Here is a 25,835-nt window from a genome sequence, read left to right as displayed (position 1 = left end):
TCTGATATTGATAATCACACAAAGAATTAAGCGTCGGTCGACTCCTAACCGATGGTTGTTACTGAACCAATATCCAAACTTATCGTTACCCAAAGATAAACGGCATAAATATTATAAAAAATAGAAATGATAGAGGCTAAGAGAATTAATTTATGAAATTGATTCTCTTTTTTATTTCGCCAAATAATTAAAGGGCTAGATGCTAATCCGAATGGAACAATTGTCAAAGATAAAAAAGACAAAATTAATAAAATCCAACTTTCATCATTTTGCGAAAACAGCAAACCATTTATTTTTTTATATTTTCCCTCAACTTCTTGTTGCTGAGGCATTTCTCCGGTCAAGAGCTCGTCAGTTGATATTTCATAATGTTTACTTAGTTCAACTAAATTATCAATATCAGGGTAGCCATTATCTGTTTCCCAACGTGAAATTGATTGTCTTGATATATTCAAAAACTCAGCCACATCACCCTGTGAGTATCCTCTTTTTACCCTGACTTTCTTCAATCGTCTCCCTAACGTCATTTAGTTCTCCTTTAAATAGTAAACTTACACTATAAGAAACTATTTTACTGTAAAGCAAAGATAAAAGATAGTGAAGAGAAGCCAATTAACTAACTAAAAAGGATATCTAATGATGTCTTTTTTAGTTTATTCTTTTAACCTCTGTCATTTCTATCTTCTATAATATTTATGCCGTTTATTCGTTGAATAACGATAGGTTTGAATATTGGATAAGTGATAACTATTAGTTAGGGACCGACTGTTGTTTAATTCCTTGCGTGATTATAAATATCAGACTTGATTGATATAAGTGCGCAAATGTAAAGTATTGCTTGCTAGTGATGGTACTAGAAAAATGACATAATTTAACTATCAAAAGCTGAGGAGAATAATTTGAAGAAAATCATTAAAATTTTAGCAGCTACAATAGCTTTGATTATGGGAGTATGGCTTCTTATAATAAGACTTCAAACTGTTGGTTCTAAGATTAGAACTTTGTATGGTTTAATTGATATTTCACTTGACTTAATTTTTGCCATTATAGTGATATTTTTGGCACTTAACTACCTATACGACCTTAAAAATAATGCTGATTAAATAAAAAAGACATCATTAGATGTCTTTTTTTATTTAACTAATGTATTAGGATTTTCACCTTGGATTAATTTAACGTTTGAGTCTAGAGATACAGTGACCATATTGTGAACTGCTTCGTCAGTATAAAAGGCAATGTGTGGAGTAACAATAACGTTGTCACGACTCATTAGGTCATTCAGACGAGCATCTGGGAATTCTTTGCCTTCCCAAGTCTCATTGAAAATACCAACTTCGTCTTCGTATACATCAAGTCCAGCACCACCGATTTTTTTATTATCAAGTCCCGCTAATAGATCGTCAGTATTTACTAACGTTCCTCTAGAAACGTTGATAATGATCACGCCGTCTTTCATTTTGGCGATTGAATCCTTATTGATCATATGGACATTATCTTTAACAGCTGGCACGTGAAGTGTGATGATGTCAGACACTTTGTATAATTCGTCTAAACTATCAACGTACATACCAGCTTCTTCTAGCTCTTTATTACGGAAAATATCGTAACAAACAACTTTTGCGCCGTAGCCTTGCATAATCTTGATTAGAACTTGACCAATGTGTCCGGTTCCAATAATTCCGATAGTTTGATTACGGATTTCGCGGCCAATTTCTGGAGCCCAACGTAAGTCTTTACGGGCAATTTTTTTGTCATATTCGGGTACGCGACGTAACAAACGTCCCATCAAAAATGAAGCGTGTTCAGCAATTGCATTAGGTGAGTATACTGGAACGTTCGTCAATTTCATGCCGTTAGATTCTACTAACTCTAGATTAATGTTATCAACACCGACGTTTCTAAATGATAGATTCTTGACCCCCAAATCATTCAATATATTGATGGCAGCATCACTGTAAGTTTCTTGTTGGAATAAGACAACACCGTCATAACCAGCAGCTAGTTTAGCTGTTTCTTCCGTAAATAGTTTGTCTGTTTGGTCTACTTGAACATCAGGATGATTTTTGGTCCATTCATTAAATGGCGCCACCTCATCAGCACGCATTGAATAAAATAAAATCTTCATAAAAAAACCTCCTTTTTCTACACATAAGTGTAAAACAAGGAGGTAATAATAGCTAGTTAAACCTATTTAAAATATAGATAGCAAAAATAACAATAATTGAACCGATAATTTCTACGATTGAGAAAGTAGAACCTAAGAATAGGATACTTAAAACAAAAGTGATGAATGGTTGTACAGCATCAGTGATACTTACAATAGTAGAGGTTGTATATTGCAAACTCATTACCATAATAAGAAAGGCTGCTACAGAACCAATTAGAATTACAGTTCCAACACCAAGAATTGAGCCAGTGTCTAATTTTGGTGGATCAATCCAGAATGGATGATAAATATTAAATAAAATACCACTGACCATGAATCCCCAACCAGTAACTAGAAGAGGGGAATACTTTTGGATTAATCTAGCGGGGAAGATGATGTACATAGCAGCAGTAACACCAGATAGGATACCCCAAATTAATGAATCCATTGGAATGCTAAGATGTGAGAAATTACCTTTAGTAATTAGTAAAACAATACCGAATAGAGCCATAACAAAAGATATAACATCAACTCGAGTTGGCTTTTGGCGTAAAAATACAATTCCACCTAGAACGATAAATAATGGACTTAGGTATTGTAGAATTGTCGCAGAAGCAGCATTCCCGTGTTGAATACTAAGGAAGAAAGTGTACATATTTCCAATCAAACCAAAGATTGAGAATAATAGTAGTAATAATACGTCCTTCTTATTAGTGAAAATTGCAAAGAAATCTTTTTTCTTACCTTTTGGTAAAGAAATAAAAGCTACAAATAAGATGATAGCACCGGCAATTAATGTTCTAACACCAATGAACCATTCGGCAGGAATAGCTTTATTCTTTGAAACAAATTGTAGAACTGCACCAGATACACCCCAAAGTGATGATGCTATTAAGGCTAAGATGAAACCTTTAGTCCGAAATTTATGCATTGTTTGTTTATCTGTCTTCATTGCGTAAATTACTTCCTTTCAAACTCTTTTTTTATAATAGTAACCATTATACGTTTTAATTCTGATGATTTAAATAAATATTTTAATTCATCATAAAAACACTGTACAAGTTTAAAGATATTGTTGATAAAATATTCATGCTTTTTATAATTATTTAATTAACTTGGGTAATAAATGGGGGCAATATTGTTGAAATTCCCATTTGTATAGTGTAATATTTCGTGTATAGATTGTTAACCCTGTAATATATTCGCTGGGGTTACTTAAATATTGGGGGATTTTGTTGGGGGGAAACATGAAAAACAAACAATTGGGACATCTAATTGTTGTTGTTTTAATGCTAGTAGGATTAGCTACTGAAACTGCTACAGTAAATGCAAGTTCAAGTGGTACAGTAAGTACAACTACAGCTCAATTCTATGGAAAAAAAGACACAACTAATAATGGGGACAATAGTAATAATAGTAACTCTGGTGTTGGTAATAAAATATTACCTCAAACCGGAGATTTTGTTATGCCCGGCACTTCGTTGTTAGGGTATATTTTGCTAATTTCAGGAATTCTCTTAATGATTTTTAAAAGTCAAAAGAAGACTGAGAGCAATTTGGGGGGACAATAAATGAAAAGAAAGATTATAGGTGCATTGTTGCTTGGCATTGTCACGAGTTCTATAGGATCTGTGAATATTGCCAATGCAGCAGATGATTTAACAACAAAAGCCGACGTTCAAGTAAACGCTGATCCTAATGGGACGCTATCAATTACTAGTATTACCCCGGTTATTAAGTTTAATGACTTAACCTTGGATTCTTCAAAGGCAACTACAACCACTATTCAAAATGGAGATTTTATTGCAAGCATCATGGATGCACGAGGTACTGGGGCCGGTTGGAATTTAGCCGTAAGGTATTCAGCTGAAGATGGTAGTGAATTAGCACCCACAGATGAAGCTTGGACAGATACAACCGTTAGTGGCAGACATTTGAAAGGTGCAAAATTGAAGTTTGTTATGGATAACGGGTTATTGTCACACGATGGAGATGAGAATCCCAGCACTGATGATAAACCGTCATTCGGGAATACAGAAATCACTATATCTAATAGTGATATGACTTACTTAAATGCTGCACAAGGTCAAGGTCTTGGTGAATGGACACACACTATTCACAATGCTTCAGATCTTCCATCTGTTACATTAGAGGTTCCATCTACAACTACCTTGGCGGGTAGTTACAGCGCCAATTTAACTTGGACCTTAACCGACGTTCCAAAATAATTATCTTAATTTTAAAAATAGAAATAATAAAAAATTAAAAGGGGAAATTAAAATGAAAAATACAATCAAATTAACAACTTTAGCTATGACAGCATTAATCACAGGAAGTGCAGCAATGCCAGTTTTTGCTGCTGATGCACCAAAGACTTCAGAAAATACTAACGGAACTGTTAATGTTACGGCACCAACTGATCCAGGAACTGGTAACTTAACATTAGATACAGCACCTAATATTGATTTTGGGGATGTTGTTGTTGGTACAACAAGTTCAGCTACTACTATTGATAATAATCTTCAAACAACTGACGCACGTGCAACTGGTGCTGGTTGGAATATCACAGTTCAATATGGTGATGGAGCAGGTGCAGTATTAACTGATATTAACCAAGCTTGGAAAAAAGACACAGTGTTAGGTAAAGGTTTTGAATTAGCACTTGCTGCTCCAGCATATGACCCAAATAACGGAACAGGTAATGCACCTTCAACTCTTAACGGAGTTACTGTTAATACAGATGCAAATGTAATTGCAAGTGCAGCAGGAGATACTGCAACAGGTGAAAACGCTGAAGGTATGGGAACTTGGTTTGGTACTTTTGATAAGAGCAATACAAAAATCACTATTCCAGCTAACAATCTTCAAGGACAATATACAGCTCAATTAATTTGGACATTAAATGATGCTCCTGTAGCTTAATAAATACTAAAAAACATTTTAAAATTAAAGGGGAATTACAAAATGAAAAAAATGACTTTAGCAACTGCAGCTTTAACAGCAATGATTGCAACATCAACAACTACATCAGTACTTGCTGATACAAAGGTAGATGATTTGAACAGAACTTCAGAAGGTACAGTTAACGTAACTGCTGGTGGTGATGGAGAAAATGGAGCATTACAACTAGTTAAGGTTCCAGATCTAGACTTCGGTACTATCAAACTTGGTGATGCTGCTACACAAGTAACAACAGATACAAATGAAGTAACAACATCTGATTTACGTGGTACAAAAGATGGTTGGGAACTATCAGTTAAGTATCAAGAAGCTGATGCAACTGCTTGGCAAAATGCTGATAAATCAGTTTCAGGATCAGGATTTATTCTAGAATTGCCTGCTTTAGCATATGCTGATGCATCAGGTACAACTAACGTAGGTGAAAAACCAACAGTTAGTGCTGTTGCCAAAGTAAGTGATAAAGATGCTGTGATTGCTACAGCTGACGGTTCAAAATTAGCTGGTAAAGGTGTATTTACAGGTACATTTGCACAAGCAGATACAAAACTTACAGTTCCAGCTAATAACCAAGCTGTTGAATACAAGTCAACACTTGTATGGACACTAAAAGACGTTCCAGCAACAAACTAATACTAAAAAAACAATTTTTAAAAAATAGGGGAATTACAAAATGAAAAAAATGACACTAACAACAGCTGCTTTACTTGCAGTACTAGCAACATCAACAACTACTACATCAGTATTTGCTGAAGATGTAGCCGTTCCAGAACCAGCACATTCAAAAGGACACGTTATTGTTGATCCTGATGACGGTGAAACAAAACCGGTTGATCCTACAGATCCTGGTACAGGAAACAAAGGACCTCTATCACTTGATAATGTTCCAAGTTTTGATTTTGACCACGTAAAAATTGGTGGTACAGCATCAAACGATACACTTAATGAACACTTACAAACAAGTGACAAGCGTGGTACAGGTGCTGGATGGACAGTTAACGTGAAGTACGTTGGTGCACAAGGGGACAAAGCAAAAAATGAAGCTTGGGCAACACTTGCAGATGGTGAATCAGCATGGACAGCCACAGTTGATGGAGCTGAAGTTAAGGGTCAAGGTTTTGTGTTCAATATGACAGAATTTGCACCTGTTACAGTTGATGGGGCAACAGTTTCTTACAATGAAGGTGCTGCACCAACAACAGGAATCTCAATTGCTAATGTTTCAAATGTTGATCAAAAAATTGCTGAAGCAGGAAAAGATGCTGGTATGGGTACATGGGTACAAGCAGAAGCAACTGCAGCTACTCTAACAGTTCCTGGTAACAACAAAGCTGGTGACTATACAGCTAATCTTGAATGGTCAATTGTTTCAGCACCACAAGGCTAAAAAATAAATTTTTTAAAAATAGGGGAATTATACAATGAAAAAAATGACACTAACAACAGCTGCTCTAACTGCACTACTAGCAGCATCAACAACTACATCAGTATTTGCTGAAGACGCTGTTCCAGCACCAGCTTACTCAACAGGAAAAGCTATTCTAACAGAAGACGTAAAACCAACGGATCCGGTTGATCCTACAGATCCTGGAACAGGAAATGATGGTCCATTGTCATTAGATACTGTTCCAAGTTACGATTTCGGTTCAAAGGCACTTGAAGGTGGAGATACAATTTTTAATACTCCTAAAGTATTATTAGCTGATGGAACATACGCTGATAAAGATGGCCATGTACAAGTTACTGACAAACGTGGTACAGGTGCTGGATGGAAATTAACAGTTAAGTATGTGGCAGGTGCTGATGGCTCTGCAACTACAACTAACGAAGCTTGGACTTCAACAGATGGATTGCATATCAAAGGTGCTCTTCTTGAATTACCAGCAGCAACTTGGTTAAACACAAATGATGAAGCAGTCGGAGCTCCTGATTTAACAAAGGCTGCATCAATTACAGATGCTGATGTTGATTACGCTTCTGCCTCAAAAGATCTTGGTATGGGTACTTGGATAGGTACAGTTACTTCAGCAAACGTTAAGTTAACTGTTCCTCAAGGTAACAAAGTTGGTGACTATAAAGCTAATCTACAATGGACACTAACAGACGCTGCTCAAGCTTAATTAAGACATAGGGGAAAACAAAAAATGAAAACAACAACTAAATTAATAAGTGCATCAGCACTTGCATTATTAGCAATTTCAACAGCAACAACTTCAGTACTTGCTGATCCACTAGCACCAAGTACAGCAACATCAACTGGTAAAGTTGGTATTAAAGAAGGAACAGATACAAAACCTACAGATCCGGTTGATCCAACAGATCCTACAAAACCTATTGATCCAAGTAAACCTATTGATCCAGGTGATCCAGATAACCCAGGTACTGGTAACCCAGGACCATTATCAATTGATTATGTTTCTAACATAAACTTTGGTATGAATGATTATAGTGGTGATGCAATCACTATTTCACCTATGAAATTAGATGCTGATGGTAATGCAACAACAACACCTATTGAAAGAAATCCATGGGTACAACTTACAGATAAACGTAATACTGGTAAGGGTTGGACTCTATCAGTAAACTATGATGCTGATGGTTGGATATCAACAGATGGAACAAAGAAACCTTTAAAAGGTGCTGTGTTAACACTTGGTGATGCTAGTTTTACTGCTAAAGATAGTTCAAACCAAAGTGGAGCACCTACTCACCCTGGTGACATAGCAACAACACAAATTGGTTCTGATAGCCAAATTATTGGACAAGCAGGAACAGATGCTGGTATGGGAACTTGGTTTGAAGAATTCGACAAGACAACAACTACATTAATGATTCCAGCAGGTAATACAGCTGGTTCTTATCAAGCTAACCTTAACTGGACACTTGCAGAAGTACCAGAAGCTTAGTGAAAGTAAATTTTCAATTAGGGGGGAAACAGATGAAAATTTCAACAAAATTATTTAGCGCTTCAGCTATTGCACTTCTTGCATTGTCATCTTCAACAAGTGTATTAGCTGAAACAACTCCAAGTACAGCAACTTCACACGGTAAGATTGGCTTGATTGTTGATCCTGATACAAGTCATCCAGGCGGTGGTGAAGATGGTGGCGACGGAACTGATCCTACAGACCCAACAGATCCTAACTATCCAGGTGATGGTAATGGTAATGACAACACAGGTAATAAGGGTGACTTCACACTTGATGTTGTTCCAAACTATGACTTCGGTATTCAAAAAATAGATGGATCTCAACTATATAATGCTTTGTTCTGGGATAGCGCTAAAGGTGCTGTTGTAGAAGGAAGAAACTCAAATCCTTACGTTCAAGTTACTGATCTTCGTGAAGAAAACACAGGTTGGAATGTTACAGTTGCTATGACTAAAGCATTCAATACTGACGTTGAAGGCCAAACTGGTAAAGGATTGAATGGAGCAATTCTTTCATTGCCACAAGGTGAAGCTACTCCTGTAGATTCAACAAATACAAGTACTGCACCAACAACAATGGCAATTGGTAATGGTAAGACTGTCGGAGTTAATGGTGATGCTGCAACTTTGATGTCAGCTGATGCTAATGCTGGTACTGGATCATGGATGGACAAAATGTACGATGATCCTGCTAATAATACAAAGCCAACAACTTTATTTGTTCCCGCCGGTAATACAGCAGGTACTTATACTGCTGAATTAACATGGACTTTGTCTGATGCACCACGTGCTTAATTAATAAGACAGTTATGAGGAATTTATAATGAAAAAAACAATATATATGGCTGCATCAATGACAGCTCTAATGGCAATGGCAACAACATCATCAGTATTAGCTGATGATACAGATGCATCAACACCATCAGTAGCAACTTCGCATGGTAAGATTGCCTTCACTCCAAAAGACACTCCTACAAATCCTGTTGATCCGATGGATCCAAGTCAACCAGGTAAAGAAGATCCTACAGATCCTGGTAATGGCGGAACTGGAAATAATGGTCCTTTATCACTTGATTATGTATCAAATATTGATTTTGGCTCACATGAAGTTAATACGGGTGTATTCAATGCTTTGAACGAAACACCATATGTTCAAGTTACTGATTCACGTGAAGTTGGTAACTGGGCATTAACTGCATCAATGACTAAAGCATTCACTAACGAGAAAACACAAGCTCCTTTATCAGGAGCTGTTATGACTTGGTCAAATGGTGAAGTTATTTCTAATAATGGAAATACATCAGCAAAACCAGTTCTAGGCTCACAATTTGAGTTAAAAAATGGTTCACAAGATGTTAAAGTTATGAATACAAATGATACCAAGGGATTTGCTGGTAAAGGTACTTGGGTAGATCGTTTTAGAGGTACACAAGGTAACAACGAAAATGTTACACTTAGTGTACCTAGTGTACCTAACGCTGGAACTTATAGTGCTGAGATCACTTGGTCATTAGCAGATGTACCTGTCGTTTAATATGTTTCTCTGAGGGGGCATTAATATGAAAATATCAATTATAAATAGTGCCTTGTTAGTAATTACTGGTTTAATAGTAGGAACTACATCATCTGTTCATGCTGATCAAGTTACACCTGGCATTTCGAATGCAAAGATTAATTTCTTTCATAATGACGGAGGCTCTACTGATCCATTAGATCCAAGTAATCCAGATAATCCCAATCCTAGTCAACCTATAGATCCTGATGATCCAGATAATAATGGAACAGGTAACAAAGGACCATTAACGGTTGATTACGTTTCTAATGTTGATTTTGGAAAATCATTCATTACTGGCGATATCATAACTTTGAAAGCTATAAATAAGAATCCTTTCATTCAAGTATCTGACTGGCGTGAAGCTGGTAATGGCTGGACGATGACGGCTTCTATGACAAAACCATTTACAAATTCAGCAAATGGTCTTAAGCTTAATGGGGCGGTTATGAAATGGAGTCACGGGATTGTTAAGTCAAAAACAGGCAATGGTTCAATTGCACCAACTGCTACTGATTTTTCTTTAGATAAGTCGGCAGCATCAGCAATTGTAATGACTGCAAGTGATGACAAAACTGGTAAAGGTACATGGTTAGATACATTTGAAGGCTCAAATACACCCGACGCTAAAAAAGATGCTGGTGAAAGACTTGGTGGTAATGAAAAAGTTACTATGAGTGTTCCTACATCTGAAGTAGAAAATGGTGAATATACAGCTGAATTAACCTGGACACTAACAGACACACCTAGGTAATCGCAATAAAATAATAGGAGTTATTTACATTGAAAAAGAAGAATTTATTTACATGGGCATTAGCAGTTACAATGCTAATGATTGGAAGTTTAGTTACACCAACAGTATCAGCTGCGGATGCAAATTCTAATCCTGATATGGCATATAGCGTAAAAGCTAATATTCCCGACAATCAAGTGGATAAGAAGCTGACATATTTTGATCTGCAACTGAATCCTGGTCAACAACAAGATATTTCAATCTCACTTACGAACTCAAGTAAAGAAACAAGTACATTTAATGTAAATGCTATCCATGCCTCAACTAATAAGAATGGGGTTATCGATTATAGTAATGCAAAGGTTAAAAAAGATAAGAGTTTCAAATATGACTGGAATAAGATTATTACTAATCCCAAACAAACTGTAACTCTTGCACCTGGTGAAACAAAGAATGTAACATTTCACATTGTTATGCCTGAAAAAGGATATAAAGGTATTATTTTAGGTGGCTTCCATATTCAAAAACAAGTTGCAGACAATCGTGCATCTGAAAAAGGTGTAATGATTCGTAACAGATTTGCTTATATTATTGGATTGTCACTACAAAATGAATCAACAGCTGTAATTCCTGATTTGAAGTTAAACAAAGTTAAACCAACTCTAGATAACTCATATACAACAATTACTGCTAATTTACAAAACCCTACAAAGACAATCATTCACAAGTTCAACGTAACTGCGAAGATTTATAAGAAGGGTTCTAATCAAGTTCTTTATACAACAACTAAGAAAGATATGGGAATGGCACCTAACTCTAACTTCGATTTCCCTATCGATTTGAATCACGATCCAATTAAGCCTGGTAAATATACAGCTAAAATTCATGCAACTTCTGAAGGTAAGAAGTATGTATGGAACTTAGGTGGAGACTTTGAAATCAAAGCTGATAAAGCTGATAAACTTAATAAAGATGCCGTAGTCTTGAACAAAGACTGGACATGGTTATGGATTCTATTAGGTGTAATTGCATTAATTCTAGTTGGAGTAATCGTTTGGTTGATTATGGCGTTGAAGAAACGTAATAAAGACGACGAAGATAAAAAATAACAATAAATAAAAAAAGAGCCTATAAGGCTCTTTTTTATTACTTATATTTATTAATTAATGAACGATAATATTTTTGTAATTTTTTACAAAAATAAATTTAAAATGTCAAAATCCAAGTAAAAATTGTTGCTATGTGAATATTGACGTTGTAATATAAATAATATATAAATGTTCAATGGGTTAACTGTGCATATGTAAAACATTTGGGGTAAAGCATATGTACTCTCGGGGGAGAACTACATGAAAAAAAAGAATATAAAACTATTAACGATATTATCTCTATTTACGTTATTAATGACACCTGCGTCATCAATAATTACCGCTGTGTCAAATAGCTCAGCAAAAACTATTATCATGGCACCACAAGCAAATGATGAAACTAACAAAACTGATGGACAAGTAGTTGAAAATAATGATACTAATAATACCGGTGAATCTGATGACACCGTTATTAAAGATGCACCAGATTCTTCAGCAAATACAAATAATGAAACTGAATCTGTTGAACCAAAAATAGACGCACCATCAGCAGACTCATATACAAATAATGATCCTAACGTTGATGATCAACGTGGGTTGGCTAAATGGAAGAATTATAAAGGTCCATTAGCAAAATATTTAACACATATTTATAAAGGTGTCCCTATTAAAGGAGCTAAAGCAGAAAAAGGAACAACTGATTATAGTTATTATCAAGTTCTTTTGAAGATGAATATAGTGAATGAAAAAGGTCAAATGGACACCGGGGCTGCAAAACAACTTAACTATAATGTTAATACTGGAAAAAGTATTAAGTCTGTTAAGGAAAGTGCTGATCCTAATAAGCCAATCCCAGTTCATCAATATGGCAATGCTGCCGATAATTCTAAACTAGAAACAACCTATACACCTGCTGATTCTAAAACAGATCCATGGAGTGAGGGAACATTACATTTTAAATATACAAACGCCATCAATGCTGTTGCGGACTTTGATGCAGAAAATGGCGGCGGCGGAGCTGCTTTATATGGACAAATTAATCATGGTCTAGGATTTGGTGCGGTGATTAATTTACCTAAGAATATTACTTACGATCAAATAATTAGTGGATTTCAAAATGGACAACTTGTAGTAGCAGAGCCTGGTATTTCATGGTATGGGGAGGTTAGTTCTGATACATTAAGTAAGATAGGGCAATCCCCAGACCCTGATAATCCTAGTTTGAATCGCTGGCAATTGGATGATGCTGCGAAATATTTCGATCCAGTTCCAGGGGATAAACATAAGATGTATTTCTCATTACATCGTTTCTTAACAGATGCCCCAGCAGATGGAAGTATTCCAACAGAAAAAGACAATCCGATAACTTTTTCTTTCTATAATTACATTCTTTTTGCTATATTTAACCATATATCAGTTGCTGGATTTACAGGATCAACATTCACTAACGTACCAATTACCTTCTCAACTGATATTAATATTAGTAAGACAATGGCCGATGGAGTAAGTAGTGCTGACGATGACTATAAGACGTCTGCAACCGATGAAGCTCTTGTTAACAGTATGACTAAGAAAAAAATGCCTGCATCACCTACAGGAACGCTTGATATGGGTGTTGAATTTTATGGATTTGAACAATTAGATACAAGTACCGACGACTGGTCAATTCTAGATGGTCAAAGCGCTTATAATGCCGAAATGAAACAAAAAACATGGTCTAATTATATTAAACCGGTTGATCCTTCGACTGGTAAGTTACTTAAGTATGATGCAACAAATGGATACTATGTTTACGATGGACAAGTAACTACTTCGGCAACAAATCAAGTAATAACAGATTTCACTAAGGCATGGGATTTGTATAACAATAAAGAAGCAACTGAACCAGAAAAAATTCTTGCAAGCAAGAGTCTAAGTGAGTTACAAGAAGGCGGAGATACTGTTACCTTCTATACTAAAGAAGCTGACTCGTTAGATGACTTAACGCCTATTAAGATTCATTTCTCAAATGTTGTAGCTGAGACAGTGAATAATAAGCCTGAAGTTACAGATGTGAAACTTGATCCAACAACGATGCAAGTAGAATCAGAAAAAGATATTAATGTATCTGGTAAATATTTTGATGAAGATGGTGACAAGGTTTCTCTTCAATATCAAATTGATGATGGTGAACTAAAAGACATTGCTGGATATCAAAATGTAAGTAAGAAAAAGAAACAACAAAAAACACACAAAGAAACTAAACCAAGTGTTGTTAAAAAAGATAGAATATTTACTAATGACTTTAGTAAAGGTGTTCAAGGAATGGTTCCAACAGAAGGTGAACCATCAACTATATCTATTAAAGATGATGGTGGGGAATTGAAGTATTCAATTAGTTATGAATTAAGTGGAGACCAGAATCAAACAGCAGTTGGAGATGAAGTCGTAGTTAGAACTAGGTTAACAGCTATCACACCTCAAGATACACCAATTAATGGTAAAAAAGAATTTATGAAGTATCTTAATTCACTTTTTATATTCCCTTATGCTCAAAGTATTGATGGGAAAAAACCATTTACTGATATAAGTGAGAATGGCGGTTTAGGTAGAGCTGCTATGTATAGAGCAGATGGTTCTAAAGTAACAGATGTTAGCTTATGGCAAACAGGTGATACTTCTTATGATTCTACAGGGATGTTAGGTTATCTATGGACATCCGGATCAAGTATGGGTGAAGGTGAGATGGATTTTGGGACTAAGCAAGGTTACAATATCAAATCGACGCCGTCATTTTATTCTGACGGAAGAATGAAACTATATTCAAAAACACAGTTTGATTACGGTGCTAAAAAAGTAGACTATAAAGGATATCCTAATTCTAATCAAGCCAATGGGAATATGCCGATTTCTGTTCCGTATATAGCTCAACAAAATAATATGCAGTCAGGTGATTATTTTGAATTTAGTTTTAAATACAAGGTTACTGAAGATGCCATAGGAATGGACCCTGTTCATCTTAGTTTCTATGCTGGTATTGCTGATTTTTCTAATACAACTAAACCATTTGGTAATTACGTATCAGCACAATTACCAGGTGATACAATTCAGGCAGTAAGTATTACACCAGATCAAACAGACTATAATAGTGAATCAACAAGTGCCGATTTACCAAATTATACTCAAAATATGACAGGTGTTTATAATGATACTTCAGGTACAAGTCCTAAGATTAAGTATGAAGTGAATCCAACTGGTGAGACACCAAGTTCAGCAGCTAAAGATGCCACTGTTAAGTCAGATGGAACCTATTCGGCTGATGTTACTTCAAGTAATTGGAAATTTGGCGATAATACAGTTCGTTTCTTTATGACAAGTACAGATGGTAAAGATTCAACGTATACTGATGTTAAGGTTAAAATAACTGAAAAAATAGGACCTAAAGACTTCAATTTCACAATTAGTAAAGAAGAAATTCAAGCGCTAGCTGATAAAGAAATCGGTAAACATACTGTTAAGATTATTGCTACCGATGCTAAGGGTGCTAAGTCAGAAGAAGTAACAAATGTTTCTACAGGTGACTTTGAAGTTACTCCATTACCAAATGATCCACCGGTGATTAATAAAATTACCGATAGTAGTAACGCTACTGAAGGTAATATTAAATATAATCCAACTGATAGCTTAGATTTAAAGATGTACTGGAATGATAAGCAAAGTGAATCGTTTACAGGTTCATATTCTATTGCTGATCCTGATGGTAATGAAGTAGCTACAGGGTCAATAAATAATCTGTCTAATCCTAAACCTGGAACGGATAATACGACAGCATTTACAATTCCTACAATTCAACTTGCCAAGTTAAAAGCAGACACCGATTACACAGTAACTGCAGTGCTAACCGACGATGGTGGATTGAGTGATAGTACAAAGGCTAAAAAATATACTATTCATGTTGGTAGCGCTAATAGTGCACCTGTAATCAATAGAATTGCTGATAATAGTAATGCTACTGAAGGTAATATCAAACATGGATCAACTACAGATTTAGGATTGAAGATGTACTGGAATGATAAAGAGAGTAAATCATTCACGGCTACTTATTCAATCACTGATTCAAGTGGTGCTGAGGCTGCTAATGGGACAATAGATCCTAAGAGTTTAACCAATCCAAGTCCTGGAAAAGATAATACAACAGCGTTTTCAATTCCAGGAGCTCAATTGTCTAAGTTGAAAGCAAGTACTGATTACACAGTAAGTGTAGTATTAACTGATGACGGAAAATTAAGTGATAGTTCAAAATCTAAAAAGTATACTATTCATGTTGGGGCGGCAAATGTTGCACCGAAAGTGGATAAGTTAACAGATAGTTCTGGACAAATATCTTCTTTTGGTCAAATTAGTGAAGGTGATACTACCGATTTCCCAATGAAGTTAACATGGCATGATGATAGTCAAGAAGTGACAGGAAAATATCGCATTGTAGATACTTCAAGTAATCAAGAAATGGCCACAGGAGATATAGGACAGCTACAGAATCCAAATCCCGGGACGAAAAATACTACAGATATAAAAGTTTTAGGTAGTGATATGGCTAAACTTAAAGCTAACATATTGTATAATATACAAGTAGTATTGACTGATGATGGCGGATTAGACAGTGGTACAAATTCACAAGTATTTAACATAATGCTTAAAGAGAAAATACCATTAGAAGTACCAGCTAAGTTAACGTTTGACGCGATAACAGTTGGGAATGAACGACAACTTGATGCCAGAGACACAGGTTGGGGCGATATAAAACGAAATGATAGCACAGCAAATTATACTGTTTATCAATCTAAGCCTTGGACCTCAGCTACTGGGAAGACCTTGAGTCCTATTGAGATGATAACTTCGGATGCTCAATATAATGATCATCGAGGAAGTTCAATCATGGGATCTGCTAATGCACAACCAGTCGAATTTAATAGTGATGGGACATTGAAGTGGTCTGCAAATATGGGATTACTTCAACCAATCGGAACAGACGCACAAGCAGATAATTATTCAACTGAACTTACATGGACTAGAGTTGACGCACCACAATAATCAAAATACAAGAAATAAATCTTCTTAATTGAAGGTTTATTTTTTTTTGATTTATTTTACAAATTATATTTTACTAATATTGATTATAAGTTTTTTGTGTTGATTAATTGAAAGATTGGCATTACAATAAAACTACTTTATGAGGTTAATTATATTTGGGGTTTATATTTACATATATATATAGTGGGGAAGAATTATGAGTAACAAGAAAATAAAGTTATTAGCTATTTTTTCTTTGGGGATAATTTTAGCATCACCAGTGTCAACTGCGATTTCAGCAACAAGCGGTTTGAACAGAACAATTGTCATGGCACCAACCGGGAATGATACTAATATAAAAAATGATGATAATAATCAGACTGTAGTTCAAAAAGATGATAAAAGTGAAGATACTGTTATTAAAGATGTTCCAACAATTAATAATGATACAACTGCGGTCAACAATAATAAGATAGTTAAAGATGTGCCAGATACAACTAAAACAAAAACTATAAAAAACTCTAACGTAGATGATCAGCGTGATTTGACTAAGTGGAAGAACTATAACGGTCCTTTTGCTTCTATTTTGACGCATATTTATTCTGGAGTTCCATATATTACAAATAATTCGGGTGATTCTGTTAAACAAGCAATTTATGACATGTTCTTGAAGAATAATCTGATTAATAAAAAAGGCCAGATGGATACGGGATTTGCAAAAAAAATAGGATATGCCCTAAGTGGCAAACAATCATCATCAACAAGAGCTACTTCACCTGTTCCAGTAAGACAAGCAGGAGATGCTAAAACTAATGCCAAACTAACAACTAAGTATGTACCAGCGTCCAATCCTGCAGATCCATGGAGTGCAGGAACAATTAAATTTACTTATGATAATAAGATTAATACTACGGCCAATTTTGCTGACCCAAAAGGATTACTTCAACAAGTATATAAAGGGTTAGGATTTGGAGCGATTATTCAATTACCTGACAATGTTACCTATGATCAAATTATTGCTGGTTTTGAAAATGGTGAGTTATCAGTTGGGCCATATGATGGAAAGAATAATTGGTATGGGTATGTTGACCCAAGTACTGTAGGACAGACAAGACCTGCTGATGGACATAATCGTTGGCAATTGAAAGATACTGAAAAATATTTTGAGAAGTATGAAGGTGATTCACATAAAATGTATTTCTCATTGCATAGATTCTTGCCAGCACAAGGTTCGTTAACTGATCCAACGGCGCTTGCTTTTGTGCAATTTCTAGTAGCTTCATTGCTAAATCAAATGATTGCTGAAAATCAATATGGACCTGATTGGACTAACATGCCAATTAAGTTCTCTACTGATATTAATGTATCAAAAGCTATGGCGACAGGTGTTAATGGTGATGAAGATAAGTTCAAGACTTCTGATACGGATGAAAGTCTGGTAGTTAATAGGTCTATTAAACGTATGCCACCATCAATTAATAGTTTGTTAAAGATGGGTGTTCAATTTTATGGAATTGATGATTTAAATACTAGTAATGATAATGATTGGTCAATTAATTCGAATGTAATTGGTACAGCTTATGAAGCTGATTCTAATCTAACTACTTGGAGTAACTATATTCAACCAATTGACCCAGATACTGGTGAAGCACTTAAATATGATGAAGATAAGGGTGCTTACATTTATGATAAAAAAATCAATAATGCAGCTGATGCGAAGAAACTAACTGATTTTTCACAAGCATGGAATATATACACTTCTAAAATAGATGCTAATCCACAAACAATTATCTCAGATAAATCAACAACGCAAGATTTAGCCACTGGTGGAGATACTGTAACTTATTCAACTAATGAAGCTGATGCTGGTAGAAATATTCAGTCCACGAAAATCTATTTCTCAAATGTTGTTAACATTACTAATTTCCCACCGAAAGTTACAGATGTAACGATTAATCCAACAACAATGCATGAGAACAAGTTGAAGGATATTAATGTTAAGGGGAACTATTCAGATCCTGAAGGTGACAAAGTGTCACTGTCTTATCAAGTGGATGATGGGGAAAAAATTAAGGTTGATGATTATCAAAATGTTAAGTTAAGCAAGAAGAAACTTAAGAAATTAAAGACTTCAAAACATACCAAAGCAGCTAATGCTGGAAGTTTTGATTTCACAATTAAAAATTCTGATTTAGGAAATCTTGCACAAGGCACTCACAAAATACATGTGTTTGCTTCCGATGGTAATTCAGAATCAGATGATGACGCAATTGCTGAATTTGAAGTTACAGAACCTAATCACAATCCAGTTGTTAGTGATGTAGCTATTGCAGATGACGCTAAGACAATGGAAGAGAAGTCGGAAGTTGATGTTCCTGTTTCAGGGAAATATATGGATGAAGATGGGGATCTAGTTTCTCTTCAATATCAAATAGATGATGGCCAATTAAAAGATATCGCCGGTTATCAAAATGTAAGTAATAAGACTAAAGTTAAACAAGAAACAAGGCCAAGTGTAGTTAAGAAAGATATACTGCCTTTTGGTCAGAATTCTATTCTTCCAACAGAAGGAATGAATTATCCAGATAACACGGTCATAGAATCTGATGGAGGGAAGTTAGGTTTTAATATTTCATATACTAAGACTGGAAATCCAACACAAACTGCTATTGGTGATGAAATTACAGTTACCACAACTTTGACTGGTATTGCTGCACAAAAGACGCTTGTTAATGGTCAAAGTGTGTTTATGAATATGGTTAATTCGGCATTTATCTTCCCTTATGCTATCCAGGTTGGTGGAAAGGATAATCCTTTTACTGATGAACATACTGATAGTGCAGCATTATATAGTGCTGATGGAACTAAAAAAGCGGACTTATCATTGTGGGGATACGGTGATGGTTCTTTTGATGCTGACCCTAATCAAACAAGTGGTATGCAGGCGATGTGGGACGCAAGTAATAGTTTTGGTGGTGTATTTGGTTCTATTATGGGGTTCAGTTTAAAAGGGACTACAACTTTTTATAATAATAGTGGATTTAAAATTTACGACAAAGAACAATACAGAGATGTTGCTGATAAAACACACAAATATTTAGAACTTGACGGGAGAAATCCCGCAGGGATTAATACTATTTCTTATGTTGCTCAACAAAATAAGATGCAAGAAAATGACTATTTCAAGTTTACTTTCAAGTATAAGGTTAATAACAATGCTGAAGGAATGAGTACTGATCAACTAAAGTTCTATTCTGGTGTATATGATGGATCAGGATCTTCAGGAGACAATGGGCAATTATTTGCTAAATATATCTCTACATCTTTACCTGGACAAGAAGTCGGATCTATCTCAATTGCTACTAATGAGAATGAGTATAGTGATGATGTTACGAATTCAAAACTCTCAAGCTATAGTAAGCAAATAACAGGTACGTATATGGATTCAACGGGTTCTAAGCCTACAATTAAGTATGAAGTTAACCCGAGTGGAGAAACACCTAGAACTTCGGCTAAAGATGTTACTGTTAATACTGATGGAACATACTCAGCTGATGTTACTTCTAAGAACTGGCAATTTGGAACTAATACTGTTCGATTCTTTATGACAAGTAGTGATGGCAAGAAGAAGTCATATGCAGATGCAACAATTATTCTGAATCAAAAAGAAGAACCCAAAAAAGACTTTAACTTCACAATACCAAAAGAAGAAATTGCAGCACTTGGCGATAAAGAAATAGGAGAACATACGGTTAGAATTTTTGCGACTGATTCAGAAGGCAATGTATCAGAAGAAGATTTAACCGTAGGAACTGGTTCAACTGATAAGTTTGAAGTTACTAAGATACCAAATGATCCTCCGGTCATTAATAAAATCACTAATAAAGACGGTACTACCGAAAGTGATATTAAGCATAAGTCTACAGATGACTTGGATTTGAAGATGAATTGGACCGATAAGCAAAGTACATCATTCACGGCAACTTATTCAATCTCTGATTCAAATGGCAACGAAGCTGCTAATGGAACAATAGATTCTAAGGACTTAACTAACCCAAACCCTGGAGAAAACAATACAACATCATTTACAATCCCAGGAACTCAATTATCTAAATTAGAAGCAGATACTGATTACAAAGTAACTGTTGTACTAACTGATGACGGAGAGTTAAGTGACAGCTCAAGAGCTGTAGCTTACACTATCCATGTCGGCCCTGCTAATACAGCGCCCGTAGTGGACAAGTTAACAGACAATGCAGGTAAGCAAATGTCTATTAATGAGATAACTGAGGGGGATACTAATGATTTTCCAATGAAGCTAACTTGGCATGATGATAGCCAAGTGGTGAAGGGTAAATATACAATTATCAATACATCTAATAGTAATGAAATTGTTGCCACCGGAGATTTAGGTGAACTTGATAATTCTGAATCATCAAAAGAACATACGTCTTCAATTAATATTTCTGGAAGTGATATAAGTAAACTTGAAAATAGTAAGGTTTATAACATACAGATAGTATTAACTGATGATGGCGGGCTAGATAGTGGCACTGGGTCACAAATATTCACTTTGGTACTTAAAAAGAAAATACCATTAGAAGTTCCTGATGTATTGACATTTAAACCAATAACGGTTGGAGATACACGAGAACTGGATGCAAGAGACACAGGTTGGGATAAAATAAAACGAAATGATAGCACAGTAAATTACACTGTCTATCAATCGAAACCTTGGACTTCTAGTGATGGTAAGACGTTGAGTTCTATTGAGATGATTACTTCTGATGCTCAATACAACGACCATCGAGGAGAATCAATCTTAGGAGTTGGTAACGCCAAAGAGGTTAAATTCAAGTCTGATGGGACATTGGATTGGTCTGCAAATATGGGACTACTCGAACCTATTGGGACTGATTCGTTAGCTGGTAGTTATTCAACGCAACTTACTTGGACGCAGGTTAATGCACCGCAATAATTCAATTAAAAAGCTATAAATCATTTGATTTATAGCTTTTTTAATTTGTATAAGTAGATATGTGTTGCGTTTACGTAGTGTATTAGATTGGGAGGAAAAAGATTAATTCTACAAAATTTAAAATTGTAGTACCGTTTTCGAGTTTTCAAACGTTAGTGTAGATGTAAGCAATTATTTCCGGCCGGAAAACAACTTACAAAATACTTATTGGAGGAAGCAAAATGAAGACAACATGGAAGAAAACATCAATTGGTTTGCTGTTGGATAATGAAGATCGTTACGAAGGTGGAGTTAAATTATTCCATCTAGCCAACGTTATTGAAAATCCTGACAGTGAAAAACTAATGACGTTTGGTGAAGTCTATGCCAAATTATCCGGGGATCAACTCGATGGAGTTGAAGTAACAACCGTAACAAACTTAGCAACAGATATTTAGTTAATAGAGGAGAATAAGATATGAGAAAATTACAACTAGGGTTCAAAACAGCTGGTGGGGCTCGTCGAAGTTTAACTTTGAATTACTTTCGTGATGATTTAAAGACTGATGAAGTTAAGGCAGCCATGCAACAGATAGCGGATGCACAATTGTTTAATAAAGATGGTGACGATTTATATCACGAACCATTATCAGCCAAATATATAACAAAAACAGAAGATTATATATTTGGAGACAAAGATTCAGCACCATTAGCGTAATGTAGATTTGAGCAAACTCGAGCACTTGCTCTAAAAAAATAAAAATCACAACCGGTTGGGGATTTAATCTTATAAGGAGACTGTTTTTATTAATTCTAATAATATAAATTATGGCTTTGAGCTAGCAGCGAAGAATCAAGGTGTTATCTATGGAGTATTGAAACAACTGCATATTTATTTTCGAAATAGTAATTATGATGATTATCTACAAGAAGGATTGATTACTTATGCGCAGTGTTATGAGAACTATTCAAAAGAGTTTGAAATTACAAGTTTTAATAAGTACGTTTATAGAAAAATTCTTTGGTCGGTTATCGATCACTTACGTAAAGAACGTGTCTATCACAGGTTTCACAAGCTGGATAATTTTGAAAATTTGGATTTTCCTGATAAGGAAAGTTTGAACGTTGTAGAATTATTACGAGATGTTAAATTCACTAAGGTTGAAGAAATAATCTTATTGGACCATTTCATTAATGAAATCTCGTTAAAGACTTTGGCACAAAAACTAAATGTATCAACTAGATATTTACGAGCTGTACGTCAGCGACTAAAGAAGAAATGTACGGAATAGAAAAAAGAGGCCTGCGGGCCTCTTTTTTATTTATTATTATTTGTGCTATTTTATTAATAAAGTTAAAAAGGAGGGTGCGATTATTAATACATGGTATGAAGATATGACGGATGAAGATATGATTTTTATTAAACGTTTTGTGTTATCTTCAGGCTCATTAAAGCAAGTAGCAAAGGAATATTCAGTTTCGTATCCAACAGTACGGAATAGATTGAATGAGGTTATAAATAAAATTGATATTATAGATGAGAAAGATAGTGAACCATTTATAATGGATGTTATGCGCCTAGTAACAGACGATGAAATTAGCTATAATTCGGCTAAAAAAATTATAGATTTTTATGAAGGAGAACAGGATGACTGAATTGACTTTTTTTATAATAATTATTTTTTTGATTTTAATAGAGACATATGTTTTGGCAAATACAAAATATTTTTGGCTGGGTGGAGTAATACCTTTATTAGGTACAATTGGTATTGTTTATGTGTTAGTTAAAAGCCAACATTTAGTATTTATAGATTTTATAATAGCCGCTATTGGTATTATTGTCTTGTTAGTTTTTTGGGGTGAGGGACATAATCGATATAATAAAAGAATTTCAAAAGAAAAAAATAAGATGTTAAGTAATGATCTGAGTCAAGGAAAGAACTGAAAAGTCGATTAGTGATTTGAACAAACTATTAGACTTGATTGATCGTATAAAAAAAGACCGCTACTAGCGGTCTTAACAAAACCAAAAAACGCAATTCTATTACCCAAAGGATCGGTGTATCGAGCACCGGTCTTTTTATATTGCATATAGATTGTAGCTCGGTAATAAGTGGTATTCAAGAGATGTGAAAGCGATAATTGTCTTATTGTCAGGTTGATATTTGTTGTGCGATATTATATGGTGTCAATAACATCCTAAACACGTACGATAAGAGCATTCGTAGTAAATGATGCCCTTATTTTTTTAGGCAAAGAGAGGAAGAGGAGATGGGACTGGACTTAGAAGAAAACATTTATAACGTTAAAAACAACTATATTTCATTAAAAGGAATAGGCATTTACACATTAGTAATGTTGGTATTGAATAATAACGCGAATCTTTTGATTATTCCTAACGATTTTAAAAATACAAATATTGCTCCTACTACATGTGTTATCACTGGAAGAATTCTGGTTATGATGTTGTATATGTTGATACCGCTTGTTACTGCAGTGGTAATGAAATTCATAGTTAATATGCTTTCGCCAGATAATAAGTTTTCAACGGGAGTATCTTGGGTATGGCTAATGATGTCAGTTCTCCCGCAAACAGCATATACTTTATTTACATATAATATATTAGGGAATCAAGAATACATGACCATTGCTTCGATTGGTTTCTCAGTATTGAGTGCATTGATTTATACATTGATCATGAAGATATATAACGTATTTGATAAGCAGAGTAAGTATGCATATACTTGCTTAGCTCTCTTAATAATTCAAGTAGGATTCTTGCTATTATTAATTAAGTAATAAAAAAGCTCAACAGAAATTGTCCTGTTGAGCTTTTTTGTTCTTTATAGATTGGCATCCATATTAAATGTTAATTTAGATAAGGTCATACCTTTAAGATATAAGTTATCCATTAGTTTCAATGCTTTTGTGTGCATTTCTTGTACCAATTCTTGGTTACGTTTAGTTAAGAATTCTGTTAATTCATCACCTGATAATTTAGCTGCGCCTTGGTCTGTTTCTTCAACAGCTGCTCGCAAGATTTGGCGACAAGATATTAAGTAATCAATATCATCTTGGATATAGGCTGAATAGTTAGATTCAACTTGAACTGATAGAGCTTTGTACATCCAATAAGCTTTGTTCATATCAAATTCTGGTGTTAAGTTCTTAAATGTTTCTTCTGTATCATTCATGTTTGTGAAGAATGGAATGAATGGAGTGAAAGTTGGAGTACCAATACACAGCCACATAATTGCTGCGTATTCTTCGGGAACATCATTTCTGATTTGAAGTACGTGCGCGTTTTGGGTTCTGTTAAGTCCGATTGGGCGGTAACGGTGCTTATCAGCATCAGAACCATGTCCCAATGGGTCGAATTCTGTTTCGTTATAATGTGATCCTAAGAACTCTTCGATATCATCAACTGAGAATTTGTGTTCAGTCTTCATAATGAATGGTAGTTCGGTATCTTCGGGGTCTTGGATTAGTTCGGGATTGAACATTTTTTGACCGTACCATTGTCTAGGTGTGTTGTAATGACGATCTTTAAGATTGCTTGTTCCGAAAATATGACGGAAATTCCAACCTGTTTGGTCGGTATTTAAATGATGTTGTTCAACGAACTCTTGAATGCCTTCTGACCACATGAAGTTATCAGGGTCATTGAAGTCGACTTGTTGAATGGCAACACGGTTACCAGTGATTGCATAACAATCATCAGGAATGCGTTGAGCAACCCAATGATGACCAGTAACTAATTCCATATACCAAATATCGTTTTTATCACTGAATAATACAGAGTTTCCAGCAGGATTACCGTGTTTTTTGATAAGTCCACCTAGACGAGTGACAGCAGCTTTTGCTGAATCTACGAATGGTAGAACCATTCTGACGATACAATCTTCGTCAAGTCCGTCTTTTTCTAGTGGGTCATAAGCTAGAGCGCGTTCATTGCCGTAAGTACTTTCAGTACCACTCATAGCAACGTTCATGCCGTTGATACCACTTTCGTCGTAGAATCCACGATTCTTGTAGTCAACGTTAGGAACTCCTTGCCAACTGTAGTTATCAGCAGGGATTTCTTCTTCAAAACCATTAAGCCAAGATTTAACTACTCGACCTTTTTCACCTTTAACGGCAGGATGGAAATCAAAATTGTGTGGAGAAATTGTTAGGAATGTATCGTCATTTCTGGCAATCATCGTTGATCCGTCCATTGTAGCTTTTTTACCAACAAGCATTGTAGTACATGCACTTTCATATTGTGCCATGAGATTACCTCCAAATATATGTAATGAAATGAGTCTATCACAACAATTAAAAAAATTCTAATATTCATAGGGAAATAAAAGCGAACTATTTGTGAAAAAACTGTCAAAAACGTTTGGTTTTGCATTGTTTTGAAAAGTCTGCAGTGATAATA

Annotated in this window: 24 protein-coding genes; 20 read left to right on the top strand and 4 right to left on the bottom strand. The window is 35.1% G+C overall.

From position 1 onward, the window contains the following. Nucleotides 1–44: 44 nt before the first annotated feature. Nucleotides 45–527 carry a helix-turn-helix domain-containing protein gene (locus RD055328_RS06435; RefSeq protein WP_244087970.1) on the bottom strand — a complete coding sequence of 161 codons (483 nt, stop codon included), beginning with the start codon at nucleotides 525–527 and terminating at the stop codon, nucleotides 45–47. Nucleotides 528–899: 372 nt separating this feature from the next. Here RD055328_RS06435 and RD055328_RS06430 point away from each other — a divergent pair, with 372 nt between their 5' ends. Continuing rightward, a complete protein-coding gene (locus tag RD055328_RS06430) occupies nucleotides 900–1,103 on the top strand; it encodes a hypothetical protein (protein ID WP_244087969.1) in 204 nt (67 codons plus the stop codon). 29 nt (nucleotides 1,104–1,132) lie between these two features. On the opposite strand, the gene RD055328_RS06425 is transcribed toward RD055328_RS06430, so the two are convergent. Together RD055328_RS06425 and RD055328_RS06420 are read right to left on the bottom strand one after the other, a co-directional pair. Continuing rightward, the gene (locus RD055328_RS06425; RefSeq protein WP_244087968.1) at nucleotides 1,133–2,125 is read right to left on the bottom strand and encodes a D-2-hydroxyacid dehydrogenase; all 993 of its coding nucleotides are present in this window, start codon (nucleotides 2,123–2,125) and stop codon (nucleotides 1,133–1,135) included. Nucleotides 2,126–2,177: 52 nt separating this feature from the next. Beyond that, nucleotides 2,178–3,098 carry a DMT family transporter gene (locus RD055328_RS06420; protein ID WP_244087967.1) on the bottom strand — a complete coding sequence of 307 codons (921 nt, stop codon included), beginning with the start codon at nucleotides 3,096–3,098 and terminating at the stop codon, nucleotides 2,178–2,180. A gap of 295 nt (nucleotides 3,099–3,393) precedes the next feature. Here RD055328_RS06420 and RD055328_RS06415 point away from each other — a divergent pair, with 295 nt between their 5' ends. The 19 genes from RD055328_RS06415 to RD055328_RS06325 all read left to right on the top strand — a co-directional run bounded on the left by RD055328_RS06415 (nucleotide 3,394) and on the right by RD055328_RS06325 (nucleotide 24,211). After that, on the top strand, nucleotides 3,394–3,717 hold the full coding sequence (locus tag RD055328_RS06415; protein WP_244087966.1) for an LPXTG cell wall anchor domain-containing protein: 324 nt from the start codon (nucleotides 3,394–3,396) through the stop codon (nucleotides 3,715–3,717). Next, nucleotides 3,718–4,374 (top strand): WxL domain-containing protein, encoded by a 657-nt coding sequence (locus tag RD055328_RS06410; RefSeq protein WP_244087965.1) that lies wholly within the window; start codon nucleotides 3,718–3,720, stop codon nucleotides 4,372–4,374. A 52-nt stretch (nucleotides 4,375–4,426) separates the two neighbouring features. Continuing rightward, on the top strand, nucleotides 4,427–5,068 hold the full coding sequence (locus RD055328_RS06405) for a WxL domain-containing protein (protein ID WP_244087964.1): 642 nt from the start codon (nucleotides 4,427–4,429) through the stop codon (nucleotides 5,066–5,068). A 42-nt stretch (nucleotides 5,069–5,110) separates the two neighbouring features. After that, a complete protein-coding gene (locus RD055328_RS06400; RefSeq protein WP_244087963.1) occupies nucleotides 5,111–5,737 on the top strand; it encodes a WxL domain-containing protein in 627 nt (208 codons plus the stop codon). A 40-nt stretch (nucleotides 5,738–5,777) separates the two neighbouring features. Next, nucleotides 5,778–6,491: a WxL domain-containing protein gene (locus RD055328_RS06395; RefSeq protein ID WP_244087962.1), complete on the top strand. Its 714-nt coding sequence runs from the start codon at nucleotides 5,778–5,780 to the stop codon at nucleotides 6,489–6,491. 34 nt (nucleotides 6,492–6,525) lie between these two features. Beyond that, the gene (locus tag RD055328_RS06390; protein ID WP_244087961.1) at nucleotides 6,526–7,224 is read left to right on the top strand and encodes a WxL domain-containing protein; all 699 of its coding nucleotides are present in this window, start codon (nucleotides 6,526–6,528) and stop codon (nucleotides 7,222–7,224) included. Between the two features lie 24 nt (nucleotides 7,225–7,248). Next, nucleotides 7,249–8,010, top strand: a complete 762-nt coding sequence (locus tag RD055328_RS06385; RefSeq protein ID WP_244087960.1) for a WxL domain-containing protein — start codon at nucleotides 7,249–7,251, stop codon at nucleotides 8,008–8,010. A gap of 32 nt (nucleotides 8,011–8,042) precedes the next feature. Continuing rightward, nucleotides 8,043–8,828, top strand: a complete 786-nt coding sequence (locus RD055328_RS06380) for a WxL domain-containing protein (protein WP_244087959.1) — start codon at nucleotides 8,043–8,045, stop codon at nucleotides 8,826–8,828. 28 nt (nucleotides 8,829–8,856) lie between these two features. Next, entirely contained in the window at nucleotides 8,857–9,567 is a 711-nt protein-coding gene (locus tag RD055328_RS06375) for a WxL domain-containing protein (RefSeq protein WP_244087958.1), read from the top strand. A 25-nt stretch (nucleotides 9,568–9,592) separates the two neighbouring features. Then, nucleotides 9,593–10,339: a WxL domain-containing protein gene (locus tag RD055328_RS06370; RefSeq protein ID WP_244087957.1), complete on the top strand. Its 747-nt coding sequence runs from the start codon at nucleotides 9,593–9,595 to the stop codon at nucleotides 10,337–10,339. 29 nt (nucleotides 10,340–10,368) lie between these two features. Then, entirely contained in the window at nucleotides 10,369–11,427 is a 1,059-nt protein-coding gene (locus RD055328_RS06365) for a DUF916 and DUF3324 domain-containing protein (RefSeq protein ID WP_244087956.1), read from the top strand. A gap of 240 nt (nucleotides 11,428–11,667) precedes the next feature. Continuing rightward, entirely contained in the window at nucleotides 11,668–16,476 is a 4,809-nt protein-coding gene (locus RD055328_RS06360) for a hypothetical protein (RefSeq protein WP_244087955.1), read from the top strand. 196 nt (nucleotides 16,477–16,672) lie between these two features. After that, on the top strand, nucleotides 16,673–21,433 hold the full coding sequence (locus RD055328_RS06355) for a hypothetical protein (protein WP_244087954.1): 4,761 nt from the start codon (nucleotides 16,673–16,675) through the stop codon (nucleotides 21,431–21,433). Nucleotides 21,434–21,654: 221 nt separating this feature from the next. Further along, the gene (locus RD055328_RS06350) at nucleotides 21,655–21,870 is read left to right on the top strand and encodes a hypothetical protein (RefSeq protein WP_244087953.1); all 216 of its coding nucleotides are present in this window, start codon (nucleotides 21,655–21,657) and stop codon (nucleotides 21,868–21,870) included. Between the two features lie 20 nt (nucleotides 21,871–21,890). Then, nucleotides 21,891–22,130 (top strand): DUF2922 domain-containing protein, encoded by a 240-nt coding sequence (locus RD055328_RS06345; protein WP_244087952.1) that lies wholly within the window; start codon nucleotides 21,891–21,893, stop codon nucleotides 22,128–22,130. A gap of 157 nt (nucleotides 22,131–22,287) precedes the next feature. Beyond that, nucleotides 22,288–22,704, top strand: a complete 417-nt coding sequence (locus tag RD055328_RS06340) for a hypothetical protein (protein WP_244087951.1) — start codon at nucleotides 22,288–22,290, stop codon at nucleotides 22,702–22,704. Nucleotides 22,705–22,807: 103 nt separating this feature from the next. Beyond that, complete coding sequence (locus RD055328_RS06335; RefSeq protein WP_244087950.1) at nucleotides 22,808–23,068, top strand: DUF2089 family protein; 261 nt, start codon at nucleotides 22,808–22,810, stop codon at nucleotides 23,066–23,068. Beyond that, nucleotides 23,061–23,357 (top strand): hypothetical protein, encoded by a 297-nt coding sequence (locus RD055328_RS06330; protein ID WP_244087949.1) that lies wholly within the window; start codon nucleotides 23,061–23,063, stop codon nucleotides 23,355–23,357. Before RD055328_RS06335 ends, RD055328_RS06330 begins: the two co-directional genes overlap by 8 nt. 326 nt (nucleotides 23,358–23,683) lie before the next feature. Next, nucleotides 23,684–24,211: a hypothetical protein gene (locus tag RD055328_RS06325; protein WP_244087948.1), complete on the top strand. Its 528-nt coding sequence runs from the start codon at nucleotides 23,684–23,686 to the stop codon at nucleotides 24,209–24,211. A 44-nt stretch (nucleotides 24,212–24,255) separates the two neighbouring features. Here RD055328_RS06325 and RD055328_RS06320 read toward each other — a convergent pair whose 3' ends face one another. Then, complete coding sequence (locus RD055328_RS06320; protein WP_244087947.1) at nucleotides 24,256–25,683, bottom strand: C69 family dipeptidase; 1,428 nt, start codon at nucleotides 25,681–25,683, stop codon at nucleotides 24,256–24,258. Nucleotides 25,684–25,835 lie beyond the last annotated feature (152 nt).

The organism is Companilactobacillus sp. RD055328, from assembly GCF_022835675.1.
Classification (GTDB): Bacteria; Bacillota; Bacilli; order Lactobacillales; family Lactobacillaceae; genus BQUT01.
The sequence above is the reverse complement of the archived record's forward strand: the minus strand, read 5'-3'. Positions and strand labels throughout refer to the sequence as shown.